The organism is Halocynthiibacter sp. SDUM655004, assembly GCF_026015885.1.
Taxonomy (GTDB): domain Bacteria; phylum Pseudomonadota; class Alphaproteobacteria; order Rhodobacterales; family Rhodobacteraceae; genus Falsihalocynthiibacter; species Falsihalocynthiibacter halioticoli.
Genome location: NZ_JAPDUG010000001.1, coordinates 16,718 through 39,832 on the forward strand (window position 1 = coordinate 16,718; position 23,115 = coordinate 39,832).

The 23,115-nt window shown below is 52.0% G+C and carries 22 protein-coding genes; 12 read left to right on the plus strand and 10 right to left on the minus strand.

What is annotated here, in order from left to right:
* Positions 1-328: 328 nt before the first annotated feature.
* Both N9C89_RS00075 and N9C89_RS00080 read right to left on the minus strand, forming a co-directional pair.
* A complete protein-coding gene (locus N9C89_RS00075; protein ID WP_263951761.1) occupies positions 329-1,183 on the minus strand; it encodes a GNAT family N-acetyltransferase in 855 nt (284 codons plus the stop codon).
* The gene (locus N9C89_RS00080; protein WP_263951762.1) at positions 1,180-1,866 is read right to left on the minus strand and encodes a GntR family transcriptional regulator; all 687 of its coding nucleotides are present in this window, start codon (positions 1,864-1,866) and stop codon (positions 1,180-1,182) included. Before N9C89_RS00080 ends, N9C89_RS00075 begins: the two co-directional genes overlap by 4 nt.
* Before the next feature lie 240 nt (positions 1,867-2,106).
* Between N9C89_RS00080 and N9C89_RS00085 the strand changes: the two genes are divergently transcribed.
* From N9C89_RS00085 to N9C89_RS00105, 5 genes are all read left to right on the plus strand, one after another.
* Positions 2,107-3,081, plus strand: a complete 975-nt coding sequence (locus N9C89_RS00085) for an ABC transporter ATP-binding protein (protein WP_263951763.1) — start codon at positions 2,107-2,109, stop codon at positions 3,079-3,081.
* A gap of 40 nt (positions 3,082-3,121) precedes the next feature.
* Positions 3,122-4,384, plus strand: a complete 1,263-nt coding sequence (locus tag N9C89_RS00090) for an ABC transporter substrate-binding protein (protein ID WP_263951764.1) — start codon at positions 3,122-3,124, stop codon at positions 4,382-4,384.
* Positions 4,385-4,457: 73 nt separating this feature from the next.
* The gene (locus tag N9C89_RS00095; RefSeq protein WP_263951765.1) at positions 4,458-5,312 is read left to right on the plus strand and encodes an ABC transporter permease; all 855 of its coding nucleotides are present in this window, start codon (positions 4,458-4,460) and stop codon (positions 5,310-5,312) included.
* A 1-nt stretch (position 5,313) separates the two neighbouring features.
* Entirely contained in the window at positions 5,314-6,150 is an 837-nt protein-coding gene (locus N9C89_RS00100; protein ID WP_263951766.1) for an ABC transporter permease, read from the plus strand.
* Positions 6,150-6,800: an aspartate/glutamate racemase family protein gene (locus N9C89_RS00105; RefSeq protein WP_263951767.1), complete on the plus strand. Its 651-nt coding sequence runs from the start codon at positions 6,150-6,152 to the stop codon at positions 6,798-6,800. The genes N9C89_RS00100 and N9C89_RS00105 overlap by 1 nt, the downstream gene beginning before the upstream one ends.
* Before the next feature lie 541 nt (positions 6,801-7,341).
* Here N9C89_RS00105 and N9C89_RS00110 read toward each other — a convergent pair.
* Entirely contained in the window at positions 7,342-7,830 is a 489-nt protein-coding gene (locus tag N9C89_RS00110; RefSeq protein ID WP_263951768.1) for a hypothetical protein, read from the minus strand.
* Positions 7,831-8,352: 522 nt separating this feature from the next.
* Complete coding sequence (locus tag N9C89_RS00115) at positions 8,353-9,009, minus strand: GntR family transcriptional regulator (protein WP_263951769.1); 657 nt, start codon at positions 9,007-9,009, stop codon at positions 8,353-8,355.
* A 336-nt stretch (positions 9,010-9,345) separates the two neighbouring features.
* Between N9C89_RS00115 and N9C89_RS00120 the strand changes: the two genes are divergently transcribed.
* The 7 genes from N9C89_RS00120 to manD all read left to right on the plus strand — a co-directional run bounded on the left by N9C89_RS00120 (position 9,346) and on the right by manD (position 17,414).
* Positions 9,346-10,824, plus strand: coding sequence for an aldehyde dehydrogenase family protein (locus N9C89_RS00120; RefSeq protein WP_263951770.1), 1,479 nt, complete (start codon positions 9,346-9,348; stop codon positions 10,822-10,824).
* 153 nt (positions 10,825-10,977) lie between these two features.
* On the plus strand, positions 10,978-12,294 hold the full coding sequence (locus N9C89_RS00125; protein WP_263951771.1) for an extracellular solute-binding protein: 1,317 nt from the start codon (positions 10,978-10,980) through the stop codon (positions 12,292-12,294).
* Positions 12,295-12,359: 65 nt separating this feature from the next.
* Positions 12,360-13,250, plus strand: a complete 891-nt coding sequence (locus N9C89_RS00130) for a carbohydrate ABC transporter permease (RefSeq protein ID WP_263951772.1) — start codon at positions 12,360-12,362, stop codon at positions 13,248-13,250.
* Between the two features lie 10 nt (positions 13,251-13,260).
* Complete coding sequence (locus N9C89_RS00135) at positions 13,261-14,073, plus strand: carbohydrate ABC transporter permease (RefSeq protein WP_263951773.1); 813 nt, start codon at positions 13,261-13,263, stop codon at positions 14,071-14,073.
* A gap of 78 nt (positions 14,074-14,151) precedes the next feature.
* Positions 14,152-15,276, plus strand: a complete 1,125-nt coding sequence (locus N9C89_RS00140) for an ABC transporter ATP-binding protein (protein WP_263951774.1) — start codon at positions 14,152-14,154, stop codon at positions 15,274-15,276.
* 36 nt (positions 15,277-15,312) lie between these two features.
* Positions 15,313-16,152, plus strand: a complete 840-nt coding sequence (locus N9C89_RS00145) for an NAD-dependent epimerase/dehydratase family protein (protein WP_263951775.1) — start codon at positions 15,313-15,315, stop codon at positions 16,150-16,152.
* A 53-nt stretch (positions 16,153-16,205) separates the two neighbouring features.
* Positions 16,206-17,414 carry a D-mannonate dehydratase ManD gene (manD, locus tag N9C89_RS00150; RefSeq protein ID WP_263951776.1) on the plus strand — a complete coding sequence of 403 codons (1,209 nt, stop codon included), beginning with the start codon at positions 16,206-16,208 and terminating at the stop codon, positions 17,412-17,414.
* A 97-nt stretch (positions 17,415-17,511) separates the two neighbouring features.
* Here the strand turns inward: manD and N9C89_RS00155 are convergent, their stop codons facing one another.
* From N9C89_RS00155 to N9C89_RS00180, 6 genes are all read right to left on the minus strand, one after another.
* Positions 17,512-18,003, minus strand: a complete 492-nt coding sequence (locus N9C89_RS00155; protein WP_263951777.1) for a GNAT family N-acetyltransferase — start codon at positions 18,001-18,003, stop codon at positions 17,512-17,514.
* A gap of 15 nt (positions 18,004-18,018) precedes the next feature.
* Positions 18,019-18,552: a GNAT family N-acetyltransferase gene (locus N9C89_RS00160; protein ID WP_263951778.1), complete on the minus strand. Its 534-nt coding sequence runs from the start codon at positions 18,550-18,552 to the stop codon at positions 18,019-18,021.
* Between the two features lie 336 nt (positions 18,553-18,888).
* Complete coding sequence (locus tag N9C89_RS00165; protein ID WP_263951779.1) at positions 18,889-20,079, minus strand: hypothetical protein; 1,191 nt, start codon at positions 20,077-20,079, stop codon at positions 18,889-18,891.
* A 149-nt stretch (positions 20,080-20,228) separates the two neighbouring features.
* Positions 20,229-21,119 (minus strand): DUF2950 domain-containing protein, encoded by an 891-nt coding sequence (locus N9C89_RS00170; RefSeq protein ID WP_263951780.1) that lies wholly within the window; start codon positions 21,117-21,119, stop codon positions 20,229-20,231.
* 4 nt (positions 21,120-21,123) lie between these two features.
* The gene (locus tag N9C89_RS00175) at positions 21,124-22,452 is read right to left on the minus strand and encodes a DUF3300 domain-containing protein (protein ID WP_263951781.1); all 1,329 of its coding nucleotides are present in this window, start codon (positions 22,450-22,452) and stop codon (positions 21,124-21,126) included.
* Between the two features lie 123 nt (positions 22,453-22,575).
* The gene (locus N9C89_RS00180; protein ID WP_263951782.1) at positions 22,576-23,052 is read right to left on the minus strand and encodes a MarR family winged helix-turn-helix transcriptional regulator; all 477 of its coding nucleotides are present in this window, start codon (positions 23,050-23,052) and stop codon (positions 22,576-22,578) included.
* Positions 23,053-23,115 lie beyond the last annotated feature (63 nt).

A 23,115-nucleotide genomic window follows, 5' to 3' on the forward strand; every position in this document is an offset into this window, starting at 1 on the left:
ATGCCAACCAAAACAACGACCTTGAATGGCCGGCTTGTCAGCACGCGCTGCGCTACAAAAACTAATGTTTTGCGATCGCGAGAGAATGCTACGTTAGTTCAGCGCGAAAAATGGACGACTGGAAAGTCCGCAGCGCAGTCATCCAACATGCCGAAATGCTGTGCTCAGCGGCCAATGTCCGTAATGCGGACTGCAGATGCAGCAAGGGAACCAATTGTCCAATGCCCGCTAGGGGCCGAAAATGGTTGTTCGCGTGGGACCTAAGGAAGGTTGGAACAACAAATAGACTGCCCGTTTGCCTAAAAGCGAGGCGCGAGCCGGATTGAGGTTAACCGCATTCCATCGACGCGACAGCGCGGTAGGTTTCGCCCTCATGAGGCGCCCGTCCACGGAACATATGAGCGGTTTGAAATGAGGATGTGAAACCCATCTTTTCCAGAGCCTCTAGCAGGGCTTTTTGGCGGGAGGGTATATCGACTGTAACAAGCTCACTACTGAAATTGCTGGCAGCAGCACTTAATAGAACAAGTGCATCATCTGTGCTTTTCGCTACGATTGGTCCGACCTTGATACCCTCTAGGCACGCTCGCGCTGTGGCAAAGCCACTCAAAGTTCCCGGCGTCTCCAGCACGACCGTTTTTCGGCTCGGCGTTGCATTGAACACCCATTGATCCAGGAATTGCCCGCGATCGTAGCCGGTCGCAGTCGCATCAAGCCGCGTGACTGTCTCACCGTCATGCATCGCATTTACAAGCCGCGCCTGCTCCATAGAGCATCCGGGGATGCGCCCCTGAAGCCGTAAGACCGATCCGTGTTTTACAAAACCGGATGTCTCATAGTTGGCCTCTTGTGCAAGTACCCCATCCAAACCGATACATCGCGTCCCAGCATGTTCGAGCCCATGTTTCCACAGTGCAAACCCTATGCCTTGCCCACGAAACTCGGGCCTGCAAAGGTACAGCCCAAGGAAGGCTACATGGTCGTCGTGATTGACGACGGAAACCGCTGCAACCATCTCGCGCGCGATCCGCGCAACGAAGAAACCGTGTTTGTCAGTGGACCAGAAAGCCTCGGCGTCATCCACCCCGGGGTTCCAGCCTTCATCAGCTGCCCAATCGATCATTTGCCGCACATCGTCCAATGCCGCCGTCTCGAACCGCACATCAGACAGGTTCAAAGTCATGGCGACAGGGCATCTTTTAGTGAAAGAGGGGCAGAGGTCTTGTTGCACAAATCCAAAGATGTGAGGAGATCGAGTAGGTGGTTCTTCATGAGCTCCTCTGCAAGCGGGCCGTCCCGATCCGCGAATGCGGAGATCAAAGCATCATGAGCATGGCTTTCGCACATCGCCGTCCGGCGTTGCCAATAAAGAGCGACGATCAAGGACGAGCGCGAAATCAATTGGGTGATAAAGGCCTCTATGGTTTTCTGGTCGGAGATGCGAGCGATTTCTATGTGGAATTGACCAGAAAGGTAGATCGCGCGGCCAAAGTTTCCGCTGTGCAGCGCGTCGTGTTCCGCATCGATGTGCGCTTGTAGTTTCGCGATGTCTTCTGCGGTTGCGCGTTCGGCGGCGGAATAGGCGTTGCGCGGCTCCAGAAGGGAACGCGCCTCGAAGACTTCTCGCGCTTCTTGGACAGAAGGCTGAGCGACAAAAGCTCCACGGTTGCGTTTGTGCTCGACCAAACGTTGATGTGACAGCGTTTGAAGGGCGGCGCGCACGGTGGTTCGGCTCACGCCATAGACATCACCGATTTCATCCTCGCCCAGCTTCGTTCCCGGAGCCAGCAGATGCTCGTGAATGGCCAGCTCGAGTTTTTCAAACAATTCGTGAGCCGTCAAAGGTGGTGTGGGCATGTCTGTCATTAGCGTTCCTTCACCCTCATTTTGGATTCGCGGCGTCGACAATTCAAGGCGCAAAGTGCGTGCAGGATTATATACAATATTGTGCACAAAAATGAGGACAGGGCTGCAAAGACTGCGCAAAAATGCGGCGCAGGCGAGATTTGAGGCTCGTTAATCGTCAAATCTTCTGGCCTGACGATGCCACTAACTCGTGAATTGAGGAGGCAGACACCTGCTTTGCCTTTGAATACTGGAACGGATATGACGAACGGTTGCGATCTCGAACTGATCAACTTGACCAAGAAATATGGCGACGCGCTCGCTGTGGATCGGATCAACGCCCACTTCAAAGCGGGGCAGTATGTGTGCCTCCTTGGCCCATCGGGATGCGGCAAATCTTCGACCCTTCGCATGATCGCGGGGCACGAGGATGTCACCGATGGCTCGATCGTTCTCGATGGTTTCGATGTGTCCTATCTGCCGCCAGCAAAGCGCGGCACGGCCATGATGTTCCAGAATTATGCGCTTTTTCCCCACTTGAGCGTACGCGACAATGCCGCTTTTTCCTTGCGCATGAAGGGGCAGGACAAGGCCACCCGTTACGCCGTTGCCGACGAACTCCTCGAAATGGTGGACATGTCGGCCCTTGCCGATCGTCTGCCGTCACAACTCTCGGGGGGGCAACAACAGCGCGTGGCGTTGGCCCGGGCACTGGTAACCAAGCCCAAAGTCCTTCTCCTTGATGAACCGCTTTCAGCGCTTGACCCGTTCTTGCGCGTTCGCATGCGCACCGAGCTCAAGAAACTGCAACGCGAACTCGGCATCACATTCATTCACGTCACACACGGTCAAGACGAAGCACTCGCGCTCGGTGATGAATTGGTCGTGATGAACAACGCCGTAATCGAGCAGTCCGGCCCTGCGCGCGATGTTTGGTCCACGCCAAAGACCGAATTCGTTGCGCGATTTATGGGGGGACACAACGTCATCACCTTTGAGGGTGAAAAGGCAGCATTGCGTGCAGATGACGTACGCTTTGGAGCCGAAGGCCTCCCCGCGACGATCACGTCGATTGAATATCAAGGCGCGCATTTTGCGCTCAACACCCGCACGCAAGCAGGCGAGGACATCCTCGCACTGATGCCTGATGAGGTCTTCTTCGACACACCAAAAAAACCGGGAGATGCCGTTTCGCTCACCTGGGATGAGGGGCGGCTGCACCGCCTCCAAACTTGAGAAATCCACACGTACACTTCTGACAACAAGGGAACTGATCATGTCTAAAATGCGCTATAGCCGACGTAGTATTCTGAAGTCGGGCGCAGCGGCCGCCGCGTCCACACTCGCCGCCCCCATGGTATGGGCGCAAGAAATCAAGGACATCAAACTCCGCCAGTTCGGGACGGGCGTTTCAAACCTCAACGACGTGGCGACGAAGGTCAAAGAAGACCTCGGCTTCACCCTTGAGATGACCGCCCTCGACTCTGACAGTGTGACCCAGCGTGCGGCCACCCAGCCTGATAGCTTCGACATTGCAGACATCGAGTACTGGATCTGTAAAAAGGTCTGGCCGACAGGCAACCTGCAAGCCATGGACGCGTCCAAGATCACAAACTACGACAAGATTGCCGGCACCTTCCGCTCGGGCAAACTGACCCCCGAGAGCGTTATCGCCCAAGGTACCGCGCCGCACACTGTTGGCTTCGTCGAGGGCCCCGACAGCACTGCCTTCGCAACTGAAGAATCCGGTTGGATGACCCTCATCCCCACCATCTACAACGCAGACACGTTGGGCATTCGTCCCGACTTGATCAACCGCCCGATCGAGAGCTGGGCCGAGCTGCTGAACCCTGAGTTCAAGGGCAAAGCCTCCATCCTCGACATTTCGTCGATCGGAATCATGGATATGGCGATGGTCTGCGAAGCCATGGGTGAAATCTCATACGGCGACAAGGGCAACATGACCAAGGAAGAGATCGACAAGACTTTCGCGATCTTCACCGCTGCCAAAGAAGCCGGCCAGTTTCGCGCCTTCTGGAAGTCATTCGACGAATCCGTGAACCTGATGGCCTCGGGTGAAGTTGTGATCCAGTCCATGTGGTCGCCTGCAATCACCGCGGTTAAGTCGCGCGGCGTGCCCTGTGTCTACCAGCCTCTCAAAGAGGGCTATCGCTCTTGGGGTGGTGGTTTGGGCCTCTCGGCCAGCTTGTCCGGCATGGAACTTGAGGCAGCCTATGAATACATCAACTGGTACCTCTCCGGTTGGGTCGGCGGCTACCTGATGCGACAAGGCTACTATTCAGCCGTGCCCGAAACCTCCAAGAACTTCATGTCCGAGAACGAATGGGGCTATTGGTACGAAGGCAAAGAAGCCACCGATGTCATCACTTCTCCGACGGGCGACCAGCTCGCCGTGGCCGGGGATGTACGCGATGGCGGCTCCTTCACCGAGCGCATGGGCTCCGTTGTTTGCTGGAACTCCGTCATGGACGAGAACCAGTACATGGTCCGTAAGTGGAACGAGTTCATCGCCTCCTGATTGCGTCTCCCAGGGCGGGCGCGAGCATGATGTTTGCGTCCGCCCATTCCCTTCACCAGACACGAGATTTCACATGCGCGCAACGAGTAACATCATCGCCTATTTGCAAGCCGCCCCTTTGATGGCGGTGCTTGCGACGTTCCTCATCGCGCCAATCTTTATGATCGTAATTGTCAGCTTCTGGGGTGCGACGGAATTTTCGATCTATCCAGCGTTCCAGTTCGACAATTATGCGTTCCTCTTTGGATCGCCGGTCACATACAAAGTTTTTTTCGCGACGTTCAAATATGCTTTCATCACATGGGTCTTCACACTGACCATCGGCTTTACAGTCGCGTATTTCCTCGCCTTCCATGTACGCACTCAGACAATGCAAACAGCGCTGTTTTTGCTGTGCACCATCCCGTTCCTGACATCGAACATCATTCGAATGATCTCGTGGATTCCATTCCTAGGGCGCAATGGCATCGCAAATCAGGCACTCATATCGTGGGGTATTATCGATGAGCCGCTCGAATGGCTGCTCTACTCGGATTTTTCCGTCATTCTTGCCTTTGTACATCTCTACACGCTGTTCATGGTTGTGCCGATTTTCAATACGATGATGCGGATCGACAGATCATTCATCGAGGCCGCCTACGACAACGGGGCCAGCGGACTTCAAACCCTGTGGCACGTCATCATTCCGTTGACGAAGCCGGGCATCATGATCGGTACGATTTTTGTGGTGACACTGGTCATGGGCGACTTCATCACCGTGCGGTTCATGTCGGGCAGCCAGAAGGCCAACGTTGGCCGACTGATTTCTAACGACATTTCCCTGCTGCAATATCCGTCTGCCGCCGCCACGGCCGTTGTTCTCTTGGTGACTGTGCTTTTGGTGATCGGAATCCTGCTGCGCTTCGTCAACATTCGCAAGGAGCTGTAAAATGGAAAAACGTCCCGGTTCATTCTATGTCTTGGCGAGCTTCTTCGGACTGTTCATGTTGTTCCTCTATGGCCCCACACTCACCATCGGATTGCTGTCATTCCAGGGCCCGCATGGCGGCCTGACGTTCCCGATGCAGGGCATGTCCTTCAACTGGTTTCGAGAGCTCTTCGAACAGCAGGCCGTGGGAGACATTTGGGGCGCATTCCGCCGCTCGTTGCTTCTTGGTTTCATGGTGATGATCGCCACGGTTGTTGTCTCTGTTTCGGCTGGTCTGGCCTTCCGAAAACGGTTCAAAGGCTCAGGTATTCTGTTCTACGTCACAATTACATCACTTGTTATTCCATCGATTCTGGTATCGCTTGGCGTCGGCCTAATCTTCAACCAGATCGGCTTTAAGGTGCACTGGGCGACTTCTGGCTTCGGCAGTCAGCTGACATGGACCTTGCCCTTTGGTTTGCTTATCATGTTTGCCGTCTTCAACCGGTTCGACAAATCCTTTGAAGAAGCGGCCCGTGATCAAGGCGCGTCGCCGCGTCAAGTCATCCAGCACGTTGTTGTTCCGATCATAGCCCCGTCTCTGATTGGCGTGGCCCTCTTCGGATTTACCTTGTCCTATGACGAGTTCGCGCGCTCGCTCCTGACTTCGGGCAGTTACAACACATTGCCGCTCGAAATCTTTGGGATGACCACCAATGTGACAACGCCGGTGATCTACGCTCTCGGCACATTCACGACCCTCTTTTCTCTGATCATCATTGGAGTCTTTCTTATGACCGTTTGGATCATGGGAAAGCGACGCCAACGAGCTGGGTCCGATGCAGGTAAGGCGACCTAGTGCATCTCGTTTACATCAATCCAAACGCCACTCAGGCAATGACAGACAGTGTTGTCGACATTGTGCGTGACGAATTTCCCGACGCGAAGTTCTCAGGGCTGACCAACACGCAGGGGCCGCTCGCGATCGAAGGGCAAGAGGATGGTGAGGCCGCGCTGCCTGGTGTGTTGGCTTTGGTTGACCATGCACAACGCCTGGGAGCCGATGCCATTATAATTTCTTGTTTCGACGACACCGGCCTTACCGAGGCGCGAGCGGCATCTTCAAAGCCCGTGTATGGAATCGGGCAATCGGCCTATCTAGCGGCGGCGAAAAAATCAGGCTATTTTTCCGTAGTGACGTCGCTCGGCGTGTCGGTCCCGGTCATAGAAGCCAATATCTCAACGCGTGGTTTCAAGGAGAGTTGCAAAGGCGTTTGGGCGAGCGGATTACCCGTTTTGGAAATTGAAACCGGCGCGGAGAGTGTGATCGACACCCTTGCCAAATCCATTGATCAGGCCTGTGAAACTGATGGCAGTGAAACTATCGTGCTCGGTTGCGCTGGCATGTCCCCGCTGTTGGAGCCACTGAACGCACGTTGTGATGTGGAGTTGATTGACGGCGTGCGTGCCTCAGCGGCTTTAGCCATATCCGAGCTTGAAAACCTATAGTCGCGGCTCACCCATTTTCTCCGCCCCAGCTAGGCGGGAGGATGTGTCTGTGAGAGAAATTGCCATTTTCAAAGACCCTGAAACCTCCAAATGCTGCGGAGCTCCTCCAACGACGGCTTTTCGAACTCTGCAATGCGGCGAGGCAGGAATTCTCGAACGGCAGCTTAGGGCCGACTTCTGCCTCTAAACTTTGCACGACAGCTTAGTTCGACAACGGCGGTTGCGTACTCCCGCAACCAAAATTTAAACAATGATCATATTATCTTACGCCCCTTGGGGCGATAAACGCGTTTGTGCGCTAAGGGCGTAGTGCTGCAAAGGTGATACGCCGCAGGGAGCAAAGATGAACTAAGGTAAAGCACTGTGTTGTTGGACAATCAGTGGGTTGCGGACTAACAGAAACAGAACTTAGTTGGGGCGCATGAGGCTCCCTCGCCGTACTCGGTTTTTTGCTATTATGTTAACTAGCTGCATGCGCGCCAAAGCGATTTGGTCCTAGGATACCCAGACATTTGCCGCCGTGCTTTCTGGCCCAATTCGGTCAGCTCAGCAGCATTTCATTAACCTCACACACCATGTTTCGGCGTTCTTCAGGCGCCACCTCACGAAAGTAAGCTTCCAGGTTCCAGCCGGCCCAAAATTTTCCTATCTGCCCATTCGTCATTTCCGCCTTGCCAACAGCAGTTCCCGTTTTTTCTTCAAAGTAAGTATAGACGGATGCCCCGTTTCTTCCGTCGTCGCATTTGAACCTAGCAACACCAATTCCCAAGTAAGTTTTCTCCCACAGGCCTACACATGACGCACCACTTGATGAAACAGCAATCAATGGGCCCCCTGCCAAACCGTGCGTTTGACCTCTGAAAATTTCGCCAGTCTTTTCGATGCAACCGACAAATGGCACGCAGTAATCTTCAGTCGAGTCGCACTGAACAGTTTGTGCTTGGGCCGGTCCAATTTCAAATAATGCCAAAGCGAATGAAGCTTTCAGCGCACACCCAAGGATGAACCGTGCAAACAATTTGGAATTCATGACCTAACAACACCGTTTAGAAGCAGTGCCTTATGGTGGTGCAGTAGAAACTTGATGGCAAGCTTTGGTTTGTAGTTTGGTGTACTGGATTAATATGGAGAGGCGAATTTGGAAAAGGTACGCGATGTAAGGAAGAACAGTATGGTTCTTACTACTGGTCTGAATGCAGCTGAGCGTTTTCAGCACGGTGGTGGTTTGGCTGATGCAAGGCTTCTTGACCCGCGGCACTTTGCTGTCGAACTTTATCGCGGCTAGGTAAGACGCGTAGGTGTACAGCTAAGGCGCTTAATTGCCATCCTGAGGAACTTGCTAGAGCAGTTTGATCTTTGCCGCGAAAACTGACCCGAATTTTGTTGAAGTCACGGTTGTAGGGCTTTCCCCGCAAACATTCAGGCTACCAGCGATTTATTACCTGTAGATACTCACGGCCTTTCGGGAGGCTACTTTTTGACTACCCATTTGGATTTTTGAGCAAGCTCGCAAACAATGGATTATTCGCAAAAATCTGTACGATGCCGCGGATTAAGTTGTAAGCGTCCGTGTGAGTACGCCTGAAAAGTGTGATTTCAACGCGGCGACCGCGGCTTCGACGTCTTGGTTTTCGATCGCGTCTATTACATCAAGGTGCTCATTTAAGGAATGGACGGTGTTTTTGATGTTAACCGACTCCGGATTGAGCAGTCTAAACAGATACATTTTTTGCTGAGCTCGGTCATAGTTTTTCGAGATCTGCTCGTTGCTGAAAGCGCCGATGAATGTACCGTGAAAATCCTTTTCAATTGCCACAAGCGGAATTCGATACTCTTCGGTGTCTGAAACTCCACGCACAAAGTCGATCATGTCGATATGTGCTTTGCGAGTTTTCTCGACCCAGCCGCGTCCGGAAAAATCCATAAACCGTCGAAGCCCCTCACACTCTAGAACTTCGCGATATTGGAATGTGTTGCCGACGAATGAAACGTCCGGATAAAAAATGCGAACACCCATACGTTTGCGCACTTCAATCAGGCCTTCAGCTTCCAACAAAACAGAAACTTCGCGAAGGCTGGACAAGCTAAGCCCTAAGATATCGCAAAGTTCACTTTGCTTAATCGTTTGCCCAAGCTTAAGCTGGCCTTCGATCAATGCATCGAAGAAGCGATTTGCATCACTCACGACTTTCGACGTTTCCGATATCATTGTGTGCTCCAAAAGGGTTAAGCCGACTTTCGATAAATTTGTTTAACCTCAAGTAACGAATAAGTCTATGACAGGTTAAAATATATTTGATATTTTTAATTATATATATTAATGGGTTTTAAATCCATCTTATTGTGCGAGGAAGCTTCATATTGGGGCCTAATATTCCAAAACGACACCTCGGAACCTCGGGTTAATGAGCGCGTAACTGCGCCTAGAGGGCTTTCACGCGCGTCGAAAGTTTGAGTGACCAAACCTACTGAAATTTATGAAGCCACTCTTGAAATCAATTGCTGCCTTCTAGGGCAGCACCGTCTCCATTGAAAGGAAATCTCGATGAGCAATGTAGCTAAAGAACTTGAGGTCATTCGCATTCTTAGCGGTAAAGCCTTCATCGGGGGCGAATTCAAAGAGCCAGCCGGTTTAGAGACAATTGAGGTCGAAAATCCGGCGAACGCTGAAACAATCGGGTTTGTGCCTGCAGGTGATGAGGAGCTTGCAAATACTGCGATCTCGGCTGCTCGCGTAGCTCAATCAAGTTGGGCCGCTCTTCCGGCGATTGAGCGTGCGAGGCTTGTGGAACGTCTGGCTGCGAAAATACTGGAGCACAAAGACGTGTTCGCTCGGATTATTGTTCGAGAGCAGGGAAAGCCACTCGATCAGGCATTTGGCGAAGTTGATGCAACAGCGAGCTTCCTAAGTCATGCGGCATCGATGGCGCGCAGAATTGGTGGAGATATCCTAGGATCGGACAACCGTTATGAAGAGATCCATATAAGACGACATGCATATGGCGTTGTCGTTGGGTTGACAGCATGGAACTATCCAGCCGCACTCGCAGCACGTAAGGCTGGTCCTGCATTGGTTGCGGGCAATACCTTCGTGCTTCTTTCACATGAAATTACACCTATGTCAGGGCTATATATTGCGCAGCTTGTTAAGGAAGTGGGTTTCCCTTCTGGCGTGTTCAATGTTGTGAGCGGGCGTGGTCCGGTTATTGGCCGCGCTCTTGTTGATCATGCTGGTGTTGATCTCATCTCCATGACCGGGAGTGTGCGAGCTGGGCAGGAAATCTATGCGTCTGCTGCCTCTCATCTGAAAGTTCTGCGATTGGAGTTGGGCGGGAAAGCCCCGTTTGTCGTAATGGAGGATGCAAGCATTGATCGAGCAGTTGATGCTGCAATAGCCGCGCGCTTCGCCAACTGCGGCCAGATTTGTACATGCAACGAGCGTATGTACCTCCATTCAAAAATCGCGGACGAATTTCTCGAGAAGTTCATTTCTCGCACTCAGTCTCTTCGCATTGGTGATCCAATGGTGAATCCTGATCTTGGGCCGAAAGTGAGCGCGGCAGAGGTGGAAAAAGTGGCGAAGATGGTTGCGCGCGGGGAGGCGTTTGGCGATCAGGTCTTGCTCAAAGGCGGTAAGATTGAGGAGGGATCTCTGGCAAAGGGAAATTTTATCGCGCCAACCGTATTAGAAAGTTCATCCAATGCTTCGCCGCTTATGCAAGAAGAGATATTTGGACCTGTGGTGTCGTCATTGCGAGTCGATAGTTTCGAGCAAGCAGTGAGTTATGCCAATGACACCGCATTTGGGCTATCTGCTTACTTGTTCACGTCCTCCCATCGCCGTTTGGCGCAAGCGCCCTATTTGCTCAAATTTGGGGAGCTGTACTTGAACCGTGCGAACGGCGAGCAAGTGCAGGGCTTTCACACAGGATGGGGTAAGTCCGGTCTTGGGGGAGAAGACGGCGTCTATGGCTTCGACGGGTATCTGCGTAAACAAACTTCATATGCAAATTTCGACATCTAGCGGCCATTCTTAGGGAATAATCGGCTTAAAATAACTCTATAAAAGCATTAAATATATTTATTACTGATTTAGATAGTGTTAAAGAGGGGTGTGCAGGCCCCTCACGTGATTCGAAAAGGGCTTGGAACAGATCGTGGTTGGGAGGAAAAACCAATGAAAATTAACAATGTAATACTTGCGAGTACGCTTAGCGCACTCGTCGGAACGACTGCATTCGCAGACATTTCAATTATGTATCGCGGGCAGTTTGGTTCGTTGATCGATCCAGGCATCGACGCATTCGAAGCGGCAACTGGCGAGACTGTTGAACGGATCGCTCTGCCCGTTGATGGATATGACGACCGTATTGCACTTGATATCGCCTCTGGAACGGCTCCAGACGTGCTTCATATTGATACTGGGTTCGTTCAGCGTCTTTCTGCAAACGGCAACCTACATGCTCTCAACGGCATGGCCGATAAATGGGACCAATGGCAGTATTATCCTGAAGCGACATTGAACGCGACAAGTGTTGGTGGGCAGGTTTACGCGCTTTCGACAGATACCGATGCTCGTATGCTTTGGTACTCGAAAAAAGCCTTTGAAGCTGCTGGTATTGAAACACCTTGGATGCCGAAAACATGGGATGATGTGTTCGCAGCGGCCGAAGCCATTAAAGAGGCAACAGGCACACAAAATGCGTTGGTAATTCCTGCTGGCACGAAGCAAGAAGAAGCAACAACCATGCAAGGTTTTTACATGGTTCTGCTTGGTGCAGACACGCCAGAAGGCGACATGAATCGTCTGCGAAATCGCGAAACTGGTCAGTGGATCGGGAAAAGCCCAGCCCTGAAACGTGCGCTTGAATTCTATCACAAAGCGTACATCGAAGACGGTCTTGCAGAGCCGGGTGATCAATATTCCAACGATGTTGGTGCATTCATGCGCCAAGGGCTAATCGAAGGTGATGTTGGCATTTGGGCTTCAGGCTCTTGGGAAAACAACTGTATCTGGGATTGCGGCGGTACTAATCTTCCTCCACAAGCCGAACGCGACGAAGTCGTTCATTGGGCTCCATTCCCAGGGTCGGGTGTTGAGGGCGCTCCCGAATTCTCGAATATTTCGGCTGGCTGGACAATCGCTGTAAACGAAGCGTCTGAGAACAAAGAGCTTGCCGAGCAACTCCTGATGGCAATCTTTGATCGCGAGAACTTTGAACCTTGGGTGCTTGAAAACGGCCGTATGGCGGTTCGCTCAGACATCGCAGCAACAGACGCTTACAAGAGCGATGCATTCTTCGCTGCGGTTACTCCACTGAACGAGAAAACTACCAAGCGTGATGCCGTTCCAGGATACTATTATGTATCTTCGCAAGTTCAAAAGATGACTGCGGATATTCTTGATGGTGTAAGCGTCGATGATGCGCTCGAGGAATACTACGAAGCGCTCGTAGATGAGTTCGGCGAAGAAGCCGTCGCCGTTTACGAATAAACGATTGAAAAGAGGCGCGGTGCCGACTTTGCCGCGCCTTTAATCCCTCCAAAAGGACTGACCCTATGCTCGCGTCTGCTCATCCATGGCTAAAACGAGATTGGCCACTGCTGGTTTGCTTGAGTATCCCTGCGATTTTGGCTGTTGGGTTGCTGCTATACATGGCTGGCTGGGTGTTGGTTATGTCCTTTACCGACCTTTCATTGTTTGGTCGCAAAGCTACTGAATGGAGCTTCATAGGTTTAGAAAACTATGAGCGTTTGTTCACAAGACGCGGTTTTCTTGAGTCCCTTTGGGTAACCGTAATTTTTACCTTTTTCTCTTCGATAATCGGCCAAAATATCTTGGGCTTTGTCTTGGCTGGCACATTGCGCAACCAACCGGGTTTATTGCGATCATCGATTGAGAGTGCCGTTATACTTGGCTGGGTGCTTCCCGATGTCGTAGCCGCTTTCCTTTGGTCAGCAACATTTACGCCAAATGGACTGGTCGATCTGGCTATTCTTCAGCCGCTAAGTATTGAGACGCGCAACCTGATCAATGATCACCCGCTGCTCATCGTTATTTTGGCGAATATTTGGAAGGGTACGGCATGGTCTTATATTCTTTATTCGGCAGCTCTGGACTCTGTTCCACGCGAAGTTTCCGAGGCAGCAAAGGTTGATGGCGCGACCCCGATGCAGCGGATGTTCTTTATCACGCTGCCAATGATCAAATCTCACATCGCAACGAACTGTTTGTTCATCACGATTGGTTCGTTTGTTTACTTCCCGCTGATTTTCGCACTGACAGGGGGCGGACCTGGAACCAAGACCCAAGTGCTTTCGATCTTTGTTTACAACGAAAGTTTCTCCGTCGGCAAACTCGGGTACGGAAGCGCTATCTCTGTGGCCATGCTGATTATCGTGGCGATCATGTCAATCTTCTACGTGCGCTTGCTGCGCGAGCCGAAATAGAGACAAAACCATGCAAGATACGCAAAAATCATACACAACAGCGATAATTCTGGCTCTTATTGCATTGATCTGGGTTAGCCCATTCTCATGGCTCGCAGTGAATGCTGTTAACCCCGAAGCAGACGGGAGCCTAAGCTGGCCGAATTCAGTTGGATTTCAGAATTTTGCTGAAGCCATGTCCGGCCAGGCGGGTGGCCAGTTTATGAACTCGCTATTCCTTTCGATACTAACATCTACACTCACGGTTATCATCGCGGTTTTCGCCGCCTATCCTTTGTCACGACTAAAGATCCCGGGGCGGAATGCTTTCCTTTGGGCGCTGGTTCTGTTGCGTATGCTGCCAGCGACAGGCGTGATTGTTCCGATCTTCTTTACGGCGAAATCGACAGGGATGTTGAATTTGGTGGGCGTCGCCATCGCAATTACGATGCTGAACCTGCCATTCACCTTGCTTCTGCTAAAGAACTTCTTTGATACAGTTCCGGTTGAGCTCGAAGAAGCGGCGTATTCAGAGGGCGCGTCATTCTTCCAGATCATGCGAAACGTCATGTTACCCATGTCGCGCGCTGGCATTGCAGTGGTTTGGTTCTTCTCTTTTACCACCGCATGGAACGAGTTTTTGCTCCCGCTCATCTTTGTGCGAAAGACCGCGGATTTCCCAATGTCAGTTGGCCTCTTTGCATCCTTTGGGGAGCACAGTTCGGTCAACTACGGCTTCTTGGCATCGTACTCAATTCTATACGCAGTACCTGCAGTAGCGGTTTACTTCTTGCTGCGGCGCAATCTCAACACAGGGTTTGCTGGAGTGGGGGTTAAAGGATGATTTTGCCTTCAAGCTTCGCCCAGACTCTCCGGCTGAAGTCCGGTTCTCCTCAAGTATCCAATAGAAAGGGCTTCTGAAATGTCCGGCGTATCCCTTCGCAATGTTCGTAAATCCTACGGAAATCATGAAGTCATTCACGGAATTGACCTTGAGATTGACCCAGGCGATTTCATTGTATTCGTTGGCCCTTCTGGCTGCGGAAAATCGACCCTCCTGCGCATGATTGCGGGGCTTGAGGGCATCACCGATGGCACAATTTCCATCGAAGGAAACGTTGTTAACGATGTTCCCTCTCCTCAGCGCGGCATCTCTATGGTGTTTCAGTCCTATGCGCTCTACCCGCATATGACCGTGCAACAGAACATGGCTTTCGGCCTAAAGTTGCGTCGCACTCCAATTGAGCGGATCAAAGAAACCGTTGGAGCGGCGGCGAAATCTTTGCAGCTTGATAGCTATATTGATCGTTTTCCCAAAGCTTTGTCTGGCGGACAACGGCAGCGCGTCGCGATCGGTAGGGCCATTGTGCGCGAACCAAAGGTGTTCTTGTTTGATGAACCACTGTCGAACCTAGACGCAGCTCTACGTAACCAAACCCGCATCGAAATTGCGCGCCTGCACCGAAGCATGGATGCGACGATGATTTATGTAACGCATGATCAGATCGAAGCCCTTACCCTCGCAACTAAAATTGCGGTTCTGAAGGATGGTGTGTTGCAACAGTTCGCGACACCGGATGAAATCTATAACCGTCCTGCCAACGTATTCGTGGCAGGTTTCATGGGGGCACCTCCAATGAACCTTATTGACGGGACGATAGAGGAAACCGCCGACGGAGAGTTGCACATTCGTTTGGCGCGAAAGGAACTTGGCGATGTGCTAATTCCGCTTAAAAACGTGCCCGAGCATCGCAAGCGGCTTGGCCAGCCCGTCGTTTTCGGCCTCCGACCAGAGGCGATTTCGCTGGCGGCAGAGTCTAGCGATGCTTCTCTTTCAAAAATCGAATGCAAGATCGATTACGTTGAAGTAACGGGCGCCGACCGTATTACAGTTTGCGATTTTTCAGAAGGCCGGATGTTCGCAAGGCTCCCCGCTGGCGCAGACGTAAGTGAGGGAGATCAGGTGACCTTCCACTTCAACGCAGACAACATAAGCCTTTTTGACAAGGACACCGGGCTTCGTATCGAAAGTGCTCAGAATGCTTAGATCAGCAAAAGGCGAAATACCATTTGGAGCGGTGGAATGAAGATAGCGATTACAGGCGCGCGCGGAGGGTTTGGCCCGTATGTCGTGCGCGCCGCTCAGTCCGCCGGGCACTCAGTTATTAGCATCGACAAAACGCCGCCACAGGGCGCCATTAGTGGCGTTGAGACTGCCACGTTCAATGTTGATGATTATGACAAAACTCTTGCGGCCTTTAGGGGGTGCGAAGGCGTCATACATCTCGCGGCAATTCCCGCAGCAGGGATTGAAGCTGACCATATTACACATAATCAAAATGTTGCTGGCTCCTACAACGTTTTGCGGGCAGCGGGCGAATTGGGAATTGATCACGTTTGCAACGCATCGAGTGTAAATGCGATTGGATTTGCCTATAGCCGTAGCCCTCGTTTTTCTTATTTCCCGATTGATGAGGACTATCCGACTCTGAACGAAGATCCATACGCCCTGTCAAAATGGATTTGCGAGCTTCAAGCCGACAGCATCGCGCGGCGGTACGAAACAATGCGCATTGTGAGCGTTCGGCTTCATTGGATCGTCGAGAGCGTTACGCGAGCGAAAGAGGCGTGGAAAGAGATGCCCGCGTCCAAACACCTATGGGCTTGGACGCCAGCGCGTGCTGCTGCAAAGGCCTGCGTTGACTGTCTTGCGTTAGGCGGAACAGGGCATGACGTGGTGAACCTTGTTGCGCCCGAAACAACCGAAACAACACCAAGCGCAGAGCTTGCTCAGAAACATTTCCCTGACACGGAGTTGCGAAAGCCACTCGTTCGGAACATCAGCTTTTTTGACACAGAGAAAGCGCAGAACCTGTTGAAGTGGAACGATCTTTGCCATGCAGAAAGCACAGAGAATCCATGAACAAACAATTACTTAAGCAATCCCAGTTGTCCGCTCTAGCGAGGAAAGAAAAAATGAAAATCAAGGATATCCGAGTCATTGTCACCTCGCCTGGACAAAACTTCGTAACCGTTAAGATTATCACTGATGAGGGTATTTACGGTGTTGGAGATGCAACGCTCAACGGGCGCGAGCTTGCGGTTGCGACCTACCTCGAGAAACATGTTGTTCCCTGTCTTCTCGGAAGAGATGCTTCGCGTATCGAGGATATTTGGCAGTACCTCTATCGTGGAGGGTATTGGAGACGGGGGCCGGTTACCATGGCCGCGATCTCAGCAATCGATATGGCGCTTTGGGACATCAAAGCCAAGGCGTGCAACATGCCACTTTACCAATTGTTGGGTGGCGCGTCTCGCGAGAAGATCATGATCTATACGCATGCACACGGATCAACAATTGAAGAGACCGTCGAGGCAGTCGTCCAAAAGAAAGAAGAGGGCTTTCAGGCGATCAGGGTGCAATGCGGTGTTCCCGGGCTTGATCGTATCTATGGCATTAGCAAACTGAACTCTGGGCCACGGCCTGATGGCGGCTTTCTCCCCGACGAAGACATTTGGTCGACGGAGAAATACCTGCCGTTCATTCCCAAAGTTTTTGAGCGTCTGCGCGATGTTCTTGGATGGGATACGCATTTGTTGCATGACGCCCATCATCGCCTCTCACCGATCGAGGCAGCGCGACTGGGCAAGGATCTGGAGCCTTACAGGTTGTTTTGGCTAGAGGATGCGGTTGCCGCGGAAGATCAAGAAAACTTCCGACATGTACGCAACCACACGACCACGCCTCTCGCCGTCGGAGAAGTATTCAATTCAATCTGGGATGCACGCGACCTCATTCGAGAGCAATTGATCGACTACATCCGCACAACATCTTGCCACGCTGGTGGCGTAACAGGGTTGCGTCGGATTTTTGATTATGCCGCGATGCACAATGTAAAAACGGGTTGTCACGGCCCGGGGGATGTTTCGCCAATAACAATGGGCGTGAATACACATCTTGGCTTGTGGGTCCCTAACTACGGCATTCAAGAATTTGCGGACTATTGCCCTCAAGTCATGGATGTATTCCCAAGCACATGGACACATAACAAGGGCTTCATGCACCCAGGTGATGTGCCGGGGCACGGCGTAGATATCGACGAAGAACTGGCAGCCCGTTTCCCGTATGAGCGCGCATACCTCCCAGTAAATCGGCTAGAAGATGGCACTCTTTGGCATTGGTAGAGAAAGTGTTTTCGATGCCTTAAACCCGCAAAGCTGTACCAACGTTTGTTGAACATAAAAGCTTCGAGGTTTGGCACGAAAACGGTATTCAGTTGTGCTAGAGTTCCAAAGTCATCTCGTGCCAAGTCATGCCACCATGATCAGAGACCGATGGCCGCAGATAGGTGTACCCAAACTTCTCATAGAGCGGCACATAATGCTCTTTGCACATGAGGTAGATTGTTGATTTGTCCATCCTTCGCATACGCCCAATGAACTCGTCCATCAGCGCACGTGAATGGCCCCGACCTTGCTCTTTAGGGTCGACCACAACGGACATGATAACGACGTTAGGTGCTTCGGGGTCATGCCCGACAAGTTCTTTGAAGTCCTCGTCAGACATCTCAACTTCATACGCGCACCCACAATTGATGAAGCCGACAACCTTGCCGTCCAGCTCCAGTATAAGAAAGCCCTCTGGGTAGGTCTGAATCCGTTTGGAGATTTTGGCGTAGGTTGCGGCTTCATCACCTTCGTAGGCCGCGGCCTCAATCGCAAAGCAAGAGGCAGCATCTGAAATATTTGCTTCTCGAAAATTTCGCTCAACCATCTGGCACCTAACTTTTCAATTGTTTGGCAATGGTTTCACCATAAGCACCCAGTTTTCTTCTGGTCCGTCCCAATCTCCGTTTGTCATGGGACGCCGAGCCAACTCCGAGAAACCCCATTTCTGATAGAGTCGGATCGCGCCGGTGTTATTATTGGCAACGGCGAGTGCAATAGATGCGTGGTGGCCCTCACGTGCGAGTTTTTCAGCCTGTTGCATCAGCAACGCTGCATGCCCCCGACCGCGATACTCGGGGAGAGTTGCGATAACGTTAAGGCACCAACACCCTGGAACCATGTTCTCAAGCTCGACGAGGGGAACCCAAATCGGGTCCACGCCATCTGTTGGAACCGGTTCTGTTGGGTGCGGTTGCCCCATGAGAACGGCCTCGACCCCGTCGCCTTGATCCAGCACAATCACAACCCAACCAGAATCCACTTGGTCAAGCTGTTGCAATCGCCCCAACTCCCAAGGATCCCCGCCCTTGCCAGACGCTTTTGCCCAGATGTTGAACAGCAATCCCCCTGACGCCATGTCATTTGGTCGCGCCACAGTGTGAGCATCGTCAGGATGGAATAGCTGCAAAGGTGGCGCAATTGCTGCTGTAGATTTTGGACTTTTCGGTGCTTGCATTAGGCGAGTATAGCGGACTTTCGTTTAGTACTCACATACAGAGCGGCTTGGGCTGTTGGAAATCATACTCGGCAACCTCGTTGAGTCTGGCCGAGAAATGTCGATGGGTAAAATTGTAGAGATTATCCCTGCCGTAGTTGCCTTACCCAAACTCACAGGAGTTTCCGCTTTTTCGTCAGGTTCAAAAAAGTTTGTTACGCGTGAAAGCAACCGCTGTTCGCTATTTCTTTCAAACAATCGCTACGTTTGCAGAGCTTACTCGACAGGCGTTCCAAAGATGGTGGCGGCAACGCCTAGAATAGCCATGACTGTGAAACCGATCGCGTAGGTTTTCGCGTTATTTCGCCAGGCTCGAATTGCGGCGATGGTAGCTTGTAGGGAATAATATAGCGCGAAGGCCCTTGATGCGTAGCTGATGATTTCAAAAATGTCGGCAGTCCAAGTTAACAACAAGCCGATGCCGGCTAGTAATGCATAAGCCAACTTTTCGGAGACAACACCATTGGTGGCTTCGGCAAACAAGCCTCCAGAGCCGCTCGTGTCTGCGATGGCTGCGCTGAACTGTGCGCTTAGTGCGGCAACAACTAAAAGAAGCGGTAGAATAGGAGCAACGACATGCATCATGTCGATGATTGCTGTTTCATTTAGTGAATTGGGGTCGGTATCGAATGCATAGGTCAATAGGACGATGTAGACGCAGTAGATGCCGGTTGCGATCCACTGTGCTAGTCGCATAGAGCGAATTCGCGTGGGAGCGTCATAGGTATTGCCAAGATAGCGCGATGTCTCAAAACCTTGCACCGTCACAATCAGCCCTGCCATTAGTGCAAGTCCAGCCCAGCCGGACACACGGGGTGTATCGAAATGCAGAGCGTTCTGGTTTGCAACGTCTCCGAAATGAACGGCAAGGCCAAATAGAAGCCCTGCGATAATTGCCAGTTTCAAGCCAACGGAAACCTGTTCCATCCGTTCAAGCGCTGTGTAGCCTCGGGTCATTCCAGTAAACAGGATCAAGAGAAATACTGCAGACGTCAGCAAATTGGCGTGAAAATGGTCGTTCAATTGGGTGAGGCTCACACCAAATGCGCCGAAAAGGTTGAGGTAATATGCAACCGAAATAATGAACGCAAACGCCAGAACGCCCGATGCGGCGGTTTCGAGCCTTACAAGTAATTTGGAGGGTGCTGGTTCTGTTTCTGCGTCATGGATATTGTAGCGGATCGCACTGCCGAAGAAATACGCAACTGCGCACAATCCGATCATGATGATTGGAGCATAGCCACCGTAGCTGACATCAAGGATCGGACCAAGAACGAGGAAGCCACTTCCAATTATCGAGGCCAATGGCGTGATCGTTGCCCGCCAAAGTCGTGAGTCGGCCACTCGCGGCCAGATAAGCAACGCACCGAATATCGTGACGACCAAAAGGATTAAGGCGTTAAGCATAAGGTGATAAAACCGAACGGGCTCTTACTAGGCAGTCGTGGAGTAGCCCTGAGAAGCGTTTATGCATGGTCTACCTTTCCGGACCGCTCAATTACATACAGCTATATTAAGGGCAAACACGGCAAATTCGCGAAGCCGCGAAGGCAAGCTTATTCAACTGCAGACCAATCGGAGTTTGGATCATAAGTGGTTATCTCTGCGGTTTGGTCGAGTGTTTCGGGGCCAAAGTCGGCCTCGTACACAATACCGTTCTCGCCAACCATAAATGAGTGGATGCCTGTCTCTCCATACTCTGCGGGTACAGCGAGTAGGGCGTGCCCGGCGATAAATTTATCACCGACAAAGTAGGAGTGGGCTCCTCCGGGCGCATTCTCTCCTTGTCCTTGCAAGATTGAATAGGTGTACCCAAGAAATGGTTCGGCTTCATAGTCTGCTTCGCCATCACTCCAACCAGTGGCCGCCGCTCTTGCGAGTGCTGCGCCGACAAATCCTTCGTCCTCCGGCCAGAACAATCCGTTTCGCTCGCCGGGGTCGGAAATGATGGTCTGGGCGAACTCCATAACCCCATCACCGTTGTGGTCGACAAGGCGGAAGGCCGCCTGAAGGTCAACGTAGGCTTCTAGTAAATCGATAACTTCAAGTTCGTTTAAGCCGATTTCGCGAGCCGATAGCTCTTCAATTCCGGCCTCTATGTCGAAGCGCCAGCCGTCCGCTGTGCGAGAAATCGGAATTGGAAATGGCCAGCTATCTTCACCCAACAGAAGTACAACTTCATTTTCTTGGGGCTGAAAACGGTAGCCTTCGGCATACATGCTAAGCACGTCTTGCCGCCTCTGTTGATCTTCTGCGGGATCTCCGGTTCCGATCAGATCTTCGGCTTCCGGCCCGAAAATAGTAAGCAGCTCACTTTGATTGTTGGCCTCTAAAGCTCCGACGAATGCCTCCAGTGCAGCTTGCGGGGTGTCAAATCGAGCGCCTTCCGAGAGCGCTGGGCTTGTTGTTGCAGCAAGCAACAAAACTGAAAATGCCGTTCTACGCATACTATTATCTCCGCTTGGCTTTGGCGGCATGCCCACGCTTGGATGCCTTATGAGCTTTGGCGCCCGACGTTTTTTTCTTCATCGCTTGTCCCTTGGCCGCTGAAGCTTTCTTCTTTGCGGTCGCAGCTTTTTTCACTTGCGGTTTCTTGGCGGTCTGCGGTTTCTTCGCGACGGGCTTTTTGGTTGCGTCTGGCCGTTTGGTTCGGTCGACGACCTGTTTTTTCGCAGCGGCTTTGTTTGGGTCGATATTGCCTCGGTCCACCTTTGGCAGTGATTTGTCTCCGTTGCCCCTGTTCGCCAGAGCAGCGCCACCTGCAACAGCCCCCGCACCGGCGACCGCTGCCTTAGTTCGGTCCCGACTAATATCTTTTGCGCCAGTTTCGCGGCTCAATTTATCGCGGAGCTCATCTGTACGGCCTTCAGGGCGGTTGATTGGCAATTCGCCGCGTCCTGTTTCCGGTTTTTTGTGATCAGCGATTTTATCGCGCGCCGCTTGTTGGCGGTCGGGGTCGGGTTTCCAGCCGATATCGGTGCGATCACCCAGATCGATGTTATTGCCAATGTTGACGTTTCCATCGACGTCTATGTCAATGTCCGGATCTCTGATGATCGGGTTTCCGCCCCAGCCGCCGCAATTCCGGCATCCCCAATAGTCATTCCAATCGTCGTCATCGTCAAAGATCTCGTCGATCAGTGCAAAGGTTCCAAAGGTCAGCAAGGCTGTGCCGATAACGTCGCCTGTTGATGGGCCAGTGTAAACGGTAGCCGGATCGTATTGAGGAACGTAAACAGTTTCGGGTTCGGTTGGTGTGATTACAACGTCATCGTCTTCGGTAACCTCGACTGTTTGCTCGGGTCCGGTTACAAGCGCGCCACTGTCTATTGCTTGGTCGCGCATAACTTGAACCGCATCCAAAACATCATCAGATTGCGCCATCATGGCGGTCCCAACGGTCTCGGTCCAATCGATATGGGTTGCCATTTGGCCGACAACTTCGGGGAACGCAGTTGCCAAGACAGCCACAGAAGGATCCCAACCCATTTCATCGATTTCCGGCTCAAGTTCAGCGGGGTCGCGGTCTGCGTTATCCAGCAAGAAACGTTCGGCCTTAACAACCTCGAGAGGCTGTGTTGCGGCAACAAATATCTGGATGAGCAGCGTGTCAGGGTAGAGGGCGACCGGAGCAACGAGAGTCTGCAATTCCGCGTCTGTTAAGAGGCTCGCGTCTGTGCCTGCGGCGCTATCTGCTTCAACAGTGGTATCGGAAGTTTCTTGTGCAAGCAGGGCCGTAGATGCACTGATACCAATAGCAATGACTATACATCTAAACATAATTTGATCCTTAAATTTCTTCTAGGATCAACCAAGTCCGCGATTCTGGCAAGTCACGGCTTGTGCAGGAACTCTTTGTGAACAGAAACCGAAAGAAGTTGGATGCTTTCAGGTCAGGTTCCGTTACTCGACGGGCCGAATTTCCCCTGTGTCCAAAACTGCTGATGCGTCGATCTCTTCTGCGTCCAGCATTGTCGCAACGCGTTCGAGATTGGCAACCAGCATGGCTTGCTCCCAGTCTTCCATCGCCGCGAATTTACGGACAAACCGTTGTTGCAACGGGTCTGGCGCATCTTGCAGAATTGAGCGTCCCGCGTCGGTCAGCAAGATATTGATTTGTCGACGATCCTGCGTGGATTTTTCGCGGACAGCCAAGCCATCACGCACTAGTTTATCTACCAAGGACGTTACAGTTCCTTGTGAAACGCGCATGCGCTGCGAAATAGCCTTGGCGGTCGCATATCCATTTTCCGAAATGATTTGCAGAACGCGGAACTGGGTGGGCGTAACACCGGTCGATTGGCGGATTTCGCGTCCGAATAGCTCTGTCGCACGTACAATTCGTCTTAGAGCAATCAAGCTACTATCGATGCGGTCCACGTTGCCTCCATTGATTTGATTGGCAAAGCATACCTCCTTCTTCATTTTGGGTACATATCTTTA

Excerpts from the sequence above, each read along its gene's own strand:
- N9C89_RS00100 (WP_263951766.1), top strand. The coding sequence starts at position 5,314 with ATGGAAAAACGTCCCGGTTCATTCTATGTCTTGGCGAGCTTCTTCGGA.
- N9C89_RS00090 (WP_263951764.1), top strand. The coding sequence starts at position 3,122 with ATGTCTAAAATGCGCTATAGCCGACGTAGTATTCTGAAGTCGGGCGCA.
- N9C89_RS00170 (WP_263951780.1), bottom strand. The coding sequence starts at position 21,119 with ATGCGTAGAACGGCATTTTCAGTTTTGTTGCTTGCTGCAACAACAAGC.
- N9C89_RS00155 (WP_263951777.1), bottom strand. The coding sequence starts at position 18,003 with ATGGTTGAGCGAAATTTTCGAGAAGCAAATATTTCAGATGCTGCCTCT.
- N9C89_RS00080 (WP_263951762.1), bottom strand. The coding sequence starts at position 1,866 with ATGACAGACATGCCCACACCACCTTTGACGGCTCACGAATTGTTTGAA.
- N9C89_RS00095 (WP_263951765.1), top strand. The coding sequence starts at position 4,458 with ATGCGCGCAACGAGTAACATCATCGCCTATTTGCAAGCCGCCCCTTTG.
- N9C89_RS00130 (WP_263951772.1), top strand. The coding sequence starts at position 12,360 with ATGCTCGCGTCTGCTCATCCATGGCTAAAACGAGATTGGCCACTGCTG.
- N9C89_RS00075 (WP_263951761.1), bottom strand. The coding sequence starts at position 1,183 with ATGACTTTGAACCTGTCTGATGTGCGGTTCGAGACGGCGGCATTGGAC.
- N9C89_RS00145 (WP_263951775.1), top strand. The coding sequence starts at position 15,313 with ATGAAGATAGCGATTACAGGCGCGCGCGGAGGGTTTGGCCCGTATGTC.
- N9C89_RS00110 (WP_263951768.1), bottom strand. The coding sequence starts at position 7,830 with ATGAATTCCAAATTGTTTGCACGGTTCATCCTTGGGTGTGCGCTGAAA.
- N9C89_RS00085 (WP_263951763.1), top strand. The coding sequence starts at position 2,107 with ATGACGAACGGTTGCGATCTCGAACTGATCAACTTGACCAAGAAATAT.
- manD (WP_263951776.1), top strand. The coding sequence starts at position 16,206 with ATGAAAATCAAGGATATCCGAGTCATTGTCACCTCGCCTGGACAAAAC.
- N9C89_RS00135 (WP_263951773.1), top strand. The coding sequence starts at position 13,261 with ATGCAAGATACGCAAAAATCATACACAACAGCGATAATTCTGGCTCTT.
- N9C89_RS00125 (WP_263951771.1), top strand. The coding sequence starts at position 10,978 with ATGAAAATTAACAATGTAATACTTGCGAGTACGCTTAGCGCACTCGTC.
- N9C89_RS00115 (WP_263951769.1), bottom strand. The coding sequence starts at position 9,009 with ATGATATCGGAAACGTCGAAAGTCGTGAGTGATGCAAATCGCTTCTTC.
- N9C89_RS00165 (WP_263951779.1), bottom strand. The coding sequence starts at position 20,079 with ATGCTTAACGCCTTAATCCTTTTGGTCGTCACGATATTCGGTGCGTTG.
- N9C89_RS00140 (WP_263951774.1), top strand. The coding sequence starts at position 14,152 with ATGTCCGGCGTATCCCTTCGCAATGTTCGTAAATCCTACGGAAATCAT.
- N9C89_RS00120 (WP_263951770.1), top strand. The coding sequence starts at position 9,346 with ATGAGCAATGTAGCTAAAGAACTTGAGGTCATTCGCATTCTTAGCGGT.
- N9C89_RS00175 (WP_263951781.1), bottom strand. The coding sequence starts at position 22,452 with ATGTTTAGATGTATAGTCATTGCTATTGGTATCAGTGCATCTACGGCC.